Source organism: Mesorhizobium sp. 01N446 (assembly GCF_056399285.1).
The window spans coordinates 1-401 of record NZ_JBFTRA010000050.1 but is presented as its reverse complement, the minus strand read 5'-3'; the positions used below and the strand labels follow the sequence as shown (position 1 = coordinate 401).

Below are 401 nucleotides of genomic sequence, written 5' to 3'. Positions count from 1 at the left end.
GCGATGGCTCGGTCGAAGTCTCCGGCACGCTCGATGCTTCGGCCAAGGCCGGCGGCAAGGGCGGCAAGGTCACGGTGACCGGCCGCAAGCTGAAGCTCRAGGCAGCCAAGGTCGATGCCTCGGGCAAGGACGGCGGCGGCACTGTCAAGATCGGCGGTGACAAGCAGGGCAAGGGCACGCTGCAGCGAGCCCAGACGACCGAGGTTGATGCCGATACGACGATCGACGCCAGTGCTACCGGTACCGGCGATGGCGGCACGGTGATCGTCTGGTCGGACGAACAGACGAAGTTCGCCGGCAAGATTTCCGCGCGCGGTGGCGAGGACAACGGCAATGGCGGCTTCACGGAAGTGTCGGGCAAGCAGCGCCTCGACTTCACCGGCTCGGTCGACCTTCGACCT

The 401-nt window shown here is 66.5% G+C and carries 1 pseudogene; it reads left to right on the top strand.

Going from position 1 to position 401, the window contains the following annotated elements:
- Positions 1 to 401: pseudogene (locus tag AC1DPX_RS35170) on the top strand (filamentous hemagglutinin); the annotation flags it as partial.